6 protein-coding genes and 1 pseudogene are annotated in these 8,863 nt (G+C 73.1%); 5 read left to right on the top strand and 2 right to left on the bottom strand.

Annotation, left to right across the window (positions count from 1 at the left end; all coding sequences use genetic code 11):
- Positions 1-571 precede the first annotated feature (571 nt).
- The 3 genes from D7223_RS24755 (at position 572) to D7223_RS24765 (ending at position 4,914) form a co-directional block, all read left to right on the top strand.
- Positions 572-1,258 (top strand): response regulator, encoded by a 687-nt coding sequence (locus D7223_RS24755; protein ID WP_120730827.1) that lies wholly within the window; start codon positions 572-574, stop codon positions 1,256-1,258.
- 336 nt (positions 1,259-1,594) lie between these two features.
- Entirely contained in the window at positions 1,595-2,362 is a 768-nt protein-coding gene (locus D7223_RS24760; RefSeq protein WP_120730828.1) for an ABC transporter ATP-binding protein, read from the top strand.
- On the top strand, positions 2,362-4,914 hold the full coding sequence (locus tag D7223_RS24765) for an ABC transporter permease (protein WP_120730829.1): 2,553 nt from the start codon (positions 2,362-2,364) through the stop codon (positions 4,912-4,914). Before D7223_RS24760 ends, D7223_RS24765 begins: the two co-directional genes overlap by 1 nt.
- Positions 4,915-4,968: 54 nt before the next feature.
- Here the strand turns inward: D7223_RS24765 and D7223_RS24770 are convergent, their stop codons facing one another.
- Both D7223_RS24770 and D7223_RS24775 read right to left on the bottom strand, forming a co-directional pair.
- Entirely contained in the window at positions 4,969-5,622 is a 654-nt protein-coding gene (locus D7223_RS24770) for an HAD family hydrolase (protein WP_120730830.1), read from the bottom strand.
- A 153-nt stretch (positions 5,623-5,775) separates the two neighbouring features.
- Positions 5,776-6,543, bottom strand: a pseudogene (locus tag D7223_RS24775) (neutral zinc metallopeptidase); the annotation flags it as partial.
- A 240-nt stretch (positions 6,544-6,783) separates the two neighbouring features.
- On the opposite strand from D7223_RS24775, the gene D7223_RS24780 reads away from it, so the two are divergent.
- Entirely contained in the window at positions 6,784-7,176 is a 393-nt protein-coding gene (locus D7223_RS24780; RefSeq protein WP_238162196.1) for a YciI family protein, read from the top strand.
- 11 nt (positions 7,177-7,187) lie between these two features.
- Positions 7,188-8,432, top strand: coding sequence for an RNA polymerase sigma factor (locus D7223_RS24785; protein ID WP_120730833.1), 1,245 nt, complete (start codon positions 7,188-7,190; stop codon positions 8,430-8,432).
- Positions 8,433-8,863: the final 431 nt, after the last annotated feature.

The following is an 8,863-nucleotide window of genomic DNA, read 5'->3' on the forward strand; positions in this document are numbered from 1 at the left end:
ATGTCATTGATATCGGGGTGATCGCCGCCCGGGACACCCCGATATCAATGACACCGAGTGGATCTTGGAATGGGACGGTGACGTCCGGCGGTGAACCGGGGCCACGCCGGCCGTCCCCGACCGGTAGGGTCCCCCTGAAGATCATGGGCGCCGCACGGGCTCGTCCCGCCCAGACCCGACCAGGTCGGCACCGGAACCGTCGGGGTCGGCAGGCTGCCACCGTCTACGGTGGTTTCCGGCGGGTTCGGGCGCGACCGGACCAGCTCACCGAGGCCGCGGCGCTGCGGCTCCGGACGGCGGACGGGGTACGGGTCCGGCCGGTACCGACCGGAGACCGGTGGCGACCGGAGACCGGCTCCGGTCGACGACGGCACACCCGGGCACCGTCCCGGAACACGGGTGGAAGCCCGAACACGAGTGAAGCCCGGAACATTGGACGACGCTCGGCACCGCGACGCCGAAGGCGAAGCCCGCCGGCAGCGCGCGGACCGCAGCACCTGACCGCAGCGCCTGGACGCGGGCGCCTGGACCGCAGCACCCGGGCGCCGCCCGGAGCACGGGGAGAGAGCAGATGACCGACGGCACGACCGGGACACGTCCGGTCCGCATCCTGCTGGTGGACGACCAGCCGTTGCTGCGGACCGGTTTCCGGATGGTGCTGGGCGCGGAGGCCGACCTGGACGTGGTGGCCGAGGCCGGAGACGGCGTGGAGGCGGTGGACCTGGCCCGCCGCCTGCTGCCGGACGTGGTGCTGATGGACGTCCGGATGCCCCGGATGGACGGGGTGAGCGCCACCCGGGCGATCGTCGACGCCCGGCTGCCGGTGCGGGTGCTGATCCTGACGACGTTCGACCTGGACGAGTACGTGGTGGGGGCGCTGCGGGCCGGTGCGAGCGGTTTCCTGGCCAAGGACGTCCCGGCGGAGGACCTGGTGGCGGCCATCCGCACGGTCGCTGCCGGGGACGCGGTGGTGGCGCCGCGGATCCTCCGCCGGCTGCTGGACCGGTTCGCCGGCGTGCTGCCCGATCCGGCGGCCACTCCGCCGCGGGTGCTCAGCACGCTCACCGACCGGGAGCGCGAGGTGCTGGTGCAGGTGGCCCGGGGGCTGTCGAACGCGGAGATCGCCCGGGCGTTGTCGGTAAGCGAGACCACGATCAAGACCCATGTCGGCCACCTGCTCACCAAGCTGGGGCTACGCGACCGGGTGCAGGCCGTGGTGCTGGCGTACGAGTCGGGTCTGGTCCGTCCCCGGGCGTAGGGCGTGCTCGCGGCGTACCTCTTCCGGCGTACGACGGGATGGGTCCGTGGTGCGACGGCGCCGTTGTCGGCGTCACCTACCGTGACCAGCGGGGGCGCGGTGGGGTTGACCCTGACGCGGCGTCACGGGGCAGGCTCGGCGCGGCCGTGGGAATGGCTTCGCCTTCCCGGTCGGTCAGGGTCAACCCTGAGTGGCGATGGGGGCTACCCGCAGCGCGAAATCCGCCTCGACTCCGCCCGGAGTCGGACGGACCGGCGTCGGGAAGCGCCGATGATGGGACTGCCGCGCCGGACCAGCGGGGGCGGTGCGGATGAGACGGACGACGAGGGAGAAGACGTGACGGCGACGGTAGGACCGCAGGCGCAGGCCGCGGCCCGGGCGAACGACGTGTGGAAGGTGTACGGCAGCGGCGAGGCACAGGTCATGGCCCTACGGGGGGTCACCGCCGAGTTCGAGCGGGGCCGGTTCACCGCGATCATGGGCCCGTCGGGCTCGGGCAAGTCGACGTTGATGCACTGCCTGGCCGGCCTGGACTCGGTGACCCGGGGGACGGTGGCGATCGGCGACACCACCGTCACCGGGCTCGGCGACGCCGGCCTGACGAAGCTGCGCCGGGACAAGGTCGGCTTCATCTTCCAGCAGTTCAACCTGCTGCCCACCCTGACGGCCAAGGAGAACATCCTGCTGCCGCTGTCGATCGCCGGCCGCAAGCCGGACCCGGCGTGGTACGACACGGTGATCGCCACGGTCGGTCTGCAGGACCGGCTGGGTCACCGGCCGGCGCAGTTGTCCGGCGGGCAGCAGCAGCGGGTGGCGTGCGCCCGTGCCCTGGTGTCCCGCCCCGACGTGATCTTCGCCGACGAGCCGACCGGCAACCTGGACTCCCGCTCCGGGGCGGAGGTGCTGAACTTCCTGCGCACCTCGGTACGCGAGTACGGCCAGACGATCGTGATGGTCACCCACGACCCGACGGCCGCCGCGTACGCCGACCGGGTGGTGTTCCTCGCCGACGGGCAGATCGTCTCGGAGCTGATCGAGCCGACCGCGGAGACCGTGCTGGACACCATGAAGAAGCTGGACACGCCGGCCGAGGTGGGCAGCTGATGCTCCGCGCGACACTGAAGAGCCTGCTGGCCCGCAAGCTGCGGCTGATCCTCTCCGGGCTGGCGGTGGTGCTCGGCGTCATGTTCGTGTCGGGGGCGTTCGTGCTCACCGACACCCTCGGCCGCTCCTTCGACGCGGTCTTCGCCGAGGGCACCTCCGAGATCGACGTGAACGTCGCGGCGAAGCCGAAGGTGGCGTTGAGCGAGGTCCAGGGCGAGCAGGTGGCCGCGCCGCTGCCGGCGGCGACGGTGGACCGGGTCAAGCAGGTGCCGGGCGTGACCGACGCGGTGGGTGTGGTCGCCGCCGACGGTGCCCTGCTGGTTGGCAGCAACGGCAAGGTGGTCACCTCGTTCGGTCCGCCGCAACTCGGCGAGAACTGGGTGGGCGAGAGTGATCTGCTACGGCTGAGGGAGGGCCGCGCGCCGCAGGCCGACGACGAGATCGCCGTCAACGCGGCGCTGGCGAAGGCGGGCCGGGTCGCGGTGGGCGACCGCGTCGGCGTGGAGACCGTGTTCGGGTCGCAGGAGAAGTTCACCCTGGTCGGCATCGTCGGCTACAGCGGCGACCGGGAGTCCATCGGCGGCCTCAACGAGGTCTTCTTCACGACCCCGGTGGCGCAGAAGCTGATGCTGGGCCAGCCGGACACGTTCAGCAGCATCACGGTCACCGCGGCCGACGGGGTCACCCCGGAGGCGCTGCGGGACGACGTGGCCGCCGCGCTCGGCGACTCCTTCCAGGTCAAGACCGGCGAGGAGCTGGCGGCCGACTCGGCGGCGAGCCTGAAGGAGGGGTTGGCCTTCTTCAACCGGATCCTGCTGGGCTTCGCGGCGGTGGCGCTGCTGGTCGGCACCTTCCTGATCCTCAACACGTTCTCCATCATCGTGGCCCAGCGCACCCGCGAGTTGGCGCTGATGCGGGCGATCGGCGCGAGCGGCCGGCAGGTCATCGGCTCGGTGGTGCTGGAGGCGGTGGTGGTGGGCCTGATCGCCTCGGTGCTCGGCCTGGCCGCCGGCATCGGCATCGGCGCGCTGCTGGCGTGGTTGTTCGGCAACCTGGCCGGCGGGCTCACCCTGGCCGGGATCGCGGTGCCCCCGGCGGCGGTGATCGGCGCGTTCGCGGTCGGCCTGCTGATCACGGTGGTGGCGGCGTTGCTGCCGGCGCTGCGGGCGGCCCGGATCCCGCCGATCGCCGCGATGCAGGACGTGGCGACCCCGGACCGGCCGTTGACGAAGGTGACCGTGGCCGGCGGCATCGTCACCGCGATCGGTGGCACGCTGCTCTTCCTCGGCCTCAGCGGCAACGCCCGGGGCAACACCCTGCCCACCATCCTGGCCGGCGTGCTGTTCGCGTTCATCGGCGTGGCGCTGCTGACCCCGCTGATCAGCCGGCCGGTGGTGAGCCTGCTCGGCGCGGTGTTCGCCTGGTCGGTGCCGGGCAAGCTGGGCCGGCTCAACTCCGGGCGCAACCCCCGGCGTACCGCGATCACCGCGGCGGCGCTGATGGTCGGCATCGCCCTGGTCACCGGCGTCACGGTGATCCTGGACTCGGCCAAGGGCAGCATCGGCAAGCTGGCCCAGGACAGCATCAAGGCGGAACTGGTCATCGCCGGTGTGCAGAGCGGCCCTCGGCCGCCGAGCTTCGACCCGGCGGTGCTGGAGAAGGCCGCGGCGCTCCCGGGTGTGCAGCTGGTCGACGGCGAGTACGGCGACCTGGCCGTGGTCGGCGGGGAGCAGACCTGGGTTGGGGCGTCGAGTGACGTCAGCGCGCTGCGGCGGATCTTCAGCGCCGAGGCGACCGCCGGTGACATCGACCGGCTCGCGCCGGACCAGATGCTGGTCAGTTCCGACACGGCGGAGGCGCGGGGCCTGTCGGTCGGCTCGACGGTACCGGTGCAGCTGTCCCGGGGCGAGCCGCGCACCTACACGGTCTCCGGCATCTACGCCAGCTCCGAGCTGACCAACCCGATGGTGCTGCCGGTGGAGGCGACGAAGGACTTCGCCGTCCCGAAGCCGATCCAGGGTTTCCTCCAGCTCGCCCCCGGAACCCGGGTCGCCGACGTGCAGCCGCAGGTCGAGGCGCTGCTCGCGGACAGCCCGACGGTGTCGGTCGCCGACCGGGAGGCGTTCATCGAGCAGCAGACCGGGCAACTCGACGGCCTGCTCACGATGATCCAGATCCTGTTGGCGCTGGCCATCGTGATCGCCGTGCTGGGCGTCGTCAACACCCTCGCGCTGTCGGTGCTGGAGCGCACCCGGGAGCTGGGCCTGCTGCGGGCGATCGGCCTGCGGCGCTCGCAGACGATGCGGATGATCACCGTCGAGGCGGTGGTGATCTCGGTGTTCGGCGCGCTGCTCGGCCTCGCGGTCGGCACCGGGCTCGGCGCGGCCGTGGTGGAGGCGCTCCGCGACGAGGGCATCACCGACCTGGTGCTCCCCTGGGGTCAGATGGGGATCATGTTGGGGCTGGCGGCGCTGGTCGGGGTGGTGGCCGCGGTGCTGCCCGCGATCCGCGCCGCGCGGATCAACGTCCTGGGCGCGATCGCCCACGACTGAGCGAGGTAAGGAAGGGCCCCCTGTTAACGCCTGGCGTATAGCAGGGGGCCCCTTTTAACGCACCGGCGGCGGCTCGCCGAGCAGCGCCGCGAGCACCTCAAGGTCCACGGCGGTCAGGCTCTCCAACTGGCGTACGCCGTCGATGGGGCTCAGCGGCGCCTCGGCGGGCACGGCGAGGACCGCGGCACCGGCGGCGAGCGCGCTGGCCACCCCGGTCGGCGAGTCCTCGATCGCCACGCACCGGCCGATCGGTACGCCGAGCAGCCGGGCGGCGGTCAGGTAGGGCGCGGGGTGCGGCTTCGCCGCGTCGACCTCGTCGCCGCACACCACCACGTCGAAGTTGTCCCGGCCCAGCGTCTCCATCGCCACCTCGACCAGGGCCCGGCCGCTGGAGGTGACCAGCGCGGTGGGAATGCCCGCCGCGCGTACGGCCCGCAGCAGCGGCGACGCGCCGGGCCGCCAGCGCAGCCCGGTGCGGAACAGCTCCAGGATCCGCGCGTCGATCCACGCGGCACTGGCCTCGGGGTCCCGCTCGGGCTGGCCGAGGTCGTCGTGCAGGATCCGCATCGACACCGCCATACTGGTGCCGGTTATCGCCCGGCGGGCCTCGTCGGAGAGGCGCCCGCCGTACGCCTCGGCCAGCTCGCGCAGGGCGACGTCCCACAGCTTCTCGCTGTCGACCAGGGTGCCGTCCATGTCGAAGAGCACGGCGGCGGGATGGGGGCTGCTCAGCGGATCCTCCTCGGGTGGGCGTACCCGTTGATCCTCCCAGCCGGCGCCGGGCCACCGGCAGCGGTGCCCGCCGGGGTGAGCCACGCCGCCCGCCGCGCCGGGGCGAGACGCGTCGAGGAGGCGCGTCGGTCAGCTGAGGTCGCAGGCGCCCAGGGACTGTTCGTAGCCCCGGAAGAACGACTCGGTGCGCTGCTCGGCGGTGCCGTGCGAGCCCTCGGCGAACCACGGCTGGTCCGGGTCGTCGCCGACGGCCAGCAGCCCCTCGCGGAACTCCTCCAGGTCCCCGTCGGCCAGGGTCAGGACCTCCCCGCGGACCGAGTCGCCGAGGAACGCGCCGGCCATGCAGTCGGCCTGGAGTTCCTGCTGGATGGTGAACTGGTATCGGATGCCGAGGCGGGTCTGCACGCCGTGGGCGTACTCGTGGCCGAGCAGGTAGTAGACGAAGGCGTCGCCGATCTGCCGGAACGCGCCCACCGACCAGCGGATGTCGTAGGCGATGAAGTCGCCGGCCGAGCAGTAGACGGCGTTGTTGCGGGGAATCTCCTGCCCGCCGCAGCTGATCTCGCCGTCCTGCTGGTAGGGAAGGATCCGCCGGACCGGCTGGAACCGCTGGCCGGAGGCCCGGAACTGTTCGGCCCAGTACCGCTCGGCGATGCGCTGGGCGGTGACCACGTCCTCGCGGAACTCCTCGACGCTGGTGGTGCCGTCGGCACGAGTGGTGCTCGGGTCGGGGTCGGCGGACTGCCGGGGCTCGTCGGGCGCCGGTTGGCCGGACGGCCCGCTGACTCCCCCGACGGCGCAGCCGACCGCCGCCACCAGCGCCACGACCAGGCCCGCCAGGGACCGGCCCGAACCTCGTCCCATCCGCGTCGTCACTGCGCCTCCCCGGCGTCGGTCTGGTCGTCGTGCAGTACCCCGGCGGCTGGATCGTCATGCCGGTCGGCAGTATCTACGCCCCGCGTCCGTCGGCGGTTCAGCGGCCGGGCGGCCGCTCGCCCTCCACGTTCGCACCGGAGGCGGCGCTATTCTCACGGCTACCGGGCCTGCCCGGGGAGCGTGTCCGGGATCCGCGAACGGCTTCGACGTCCCTGGTGGCGACGCACCGCGCGCGCCACGGAGGGAGAAGCCGTGAAATACATGATCATGTTGTACGGGTCGCAGCGGGACTACGACGCGATGGCCGGCCGCCCCGGTGACCAGCCCGCCATGTCGCCGGAAGCGGTGGCCGCGATGCACGAGCACATGGGGGCGTTCCACCAGAGGCTGGTCGAGTCCGGTGAGCTGGTCGACGCGCAGGGACTGACCGCCCCGGTGCACGCCCGCCGCATCCAGGTCACCGGTGGCGTGCCGGTGGTCACCGACGGGCCGTACCCGGAGACGCAGGAGGTCCTGGCCGGCTACACGGTGGTCGAGGTGGACAGTCTGGACCGGGCGGTGGAGATCGCCGCCGGCCTGGTCAACCCGGACGCGCCGGGCGAGTACGTCGACGTCCGGCCGATCGCCGAGGGCATCGAGGGTCTCGACGGCTGACGGTGCCGCCAATGCCCGATCGAGCCGTCGAGGACCTGCTGCGCGAGCTGGCGCCGCGGGTCCTCGGCGCGCTCACCCGCCGCTACGGACACTTCGACACCGCCGAGGACGCCACCCAGGAGGCGCTCATCACCGCCGCCGCGGCGTGGTCCCGCGACGGCGTACCCGACAATCCGCGTGGGTGGCTGATCACGGTGGCCTCCCGGCGGCTGACCGACCTGCTGCGCCGCGAGCAGGCCCGGCGGCGGCGGGAGGACGTGGTGGCCTCGTGGGTCCTGCCGCCGGACCGCCTGGCCGCCCCGGCGGACCGGACCGCCGACGGCGGTGACGACACCCTGGTCCTGCTGTTCCTCTGCTGCCATCCGGCGTTGTCGCCGGCGACGCAGATCGCGCTGACGCTGCGCGCCGTCGGCGGGCTGAGCACCGCCGAGGTGGCCCGCGCGTTCCTGGTCCCGGAGGCGACCATGACGCGCCGGATCACCCGCGGCAAGCAACGCATCCGCGACAGTGGCGTGCCGTTCCGGATGCCCGCCGGGCGCGAGCGCGACCAGCGGCTCGCGGCCGTCCTGCACGTGCTCTACCTGATCTTCAACGAGGGGTACGCCAGCACGACCGGTCCGGCCCTGCTCCGCACCGACCTGACCGCCGAGGCGATCCGGCTCACCCGGCTGCTGCACCGGCTGCTGCCCGACGACCCGGAGGTCGGCGGGCTGCTGGCCCTGATGCTGCTCACCGACGCGCGGGCGCCGGCGCGGACCGGCCCGCACGGCGAGCTGGTGCCGATGGCCGAGCAGGACCGCCGCCGCTGGAATCACGGGCAGATCGCCGAGGGCGTCGCGCTGGTCACCGCCGCGCTGGGCCACGGCCGGCCCGGCCCCTACCAGGTACAGGCCGCGATCGCCGCCGTGCACGACGAGGCGTCGGACGCCGCCGACACCGACTGGGCGCAGATCACCGCGCTGTACGAGGTGCTGATGGGCGTCTCGGACAGCCCGGTGGTGGCGCTCAACCACGCCGTCGCGGTGGCGATGAGCCGGGGCGTCGCCGAAGGGCTGGCCCTGGTCGAGGCGCTGGCCGACGGCGGTCCGCTGGCCTCCGACGCCCGCCTCCCGGCGGTCCGGGCGCACCTGCGGGAACTGCTCGGCGACCGGGCGGGTGCGCGGGCGGCGTACCGGGAGGCGGCGGACCTGTCGACGAACCTGACCCGCCAGCGCTACCTGCACGACCGCGCGGCCCGCCTCGACGACAGGCCGTGACCGGGGCGCGCGTGCCGGGTCCGGTGATGGGGGCGGGGTCGCCCGCCCGTCGACGACCCGCTGCCGAGCTGACGCGCCTTCGGCGGCGGTCCCGGCCCGGCGGAACTCCCGGCACGGCCGGGTGCGCTCCCGGCCGGCCCGGTTCGCTCCCGACGCGGCCCGGTTCCGCTTCCGGTCCGGCCCATGGCCCTCGGCGAGCGACCGCGATCTGGCCGCGAGCAGCACGCCGCCTGCGCCACCTCCGCCGGCCTTGGCGTGCGGCAAGCAACAGACGAACGAGCCGTATGTCACTGAGAAATATTTATGGGTCTTCTGCTTGATTCGTGGGTCGGTGGTGATCATCTTCCGGGGAGTTGGGGTCGGTGGCCGCCGAGGCTGAGCATGGCCAGGGCGATGAGGGCGTCTGCTGAGTGGAATCCGAAGGCCATCCG

The sequence above is a fragment of the Micromonospora endolithica genome (assembly GCF_003626595.1).
In the GTDB taxonomy this organism is placed as follows: domain Bacteria; phylum Actinomycetota; class Actinomycetes; order Mycobacteriales; family Micromonosporaceae; genus Micromonospora; species Micromonospora endolithica.

Coding starts and splice junctions, on each gene's coding strand:
- D7223_RS24755 (WP_120730827.1), top strand. CDS start 572: ATGACCGACGGCACGACCGGGACACGTCCGGTCCGCATCCTGCTGGTG.
- D7223_RS24765 (WP_120730829.1), top strand. CDS start 2,362: ATGCTCCGCGCGACACTGAAGAGCCTGCTGGCCCGCAAGCTGCGGCTG.
- D7223_RS24780 (WP_238162196.1), top strand. CDS start 6,784: ATGATCATGTTGTACGGGTCGCAGCGGGACTACGACGCGATGGCCGGC.
- D7223_RS24785 (WP_120730833.1), top strand. CDS start 7,188: ATGCCCGATCGAGCCGTCGAGGACCTGCTGCGCGAGCTGGCGCCGCGG.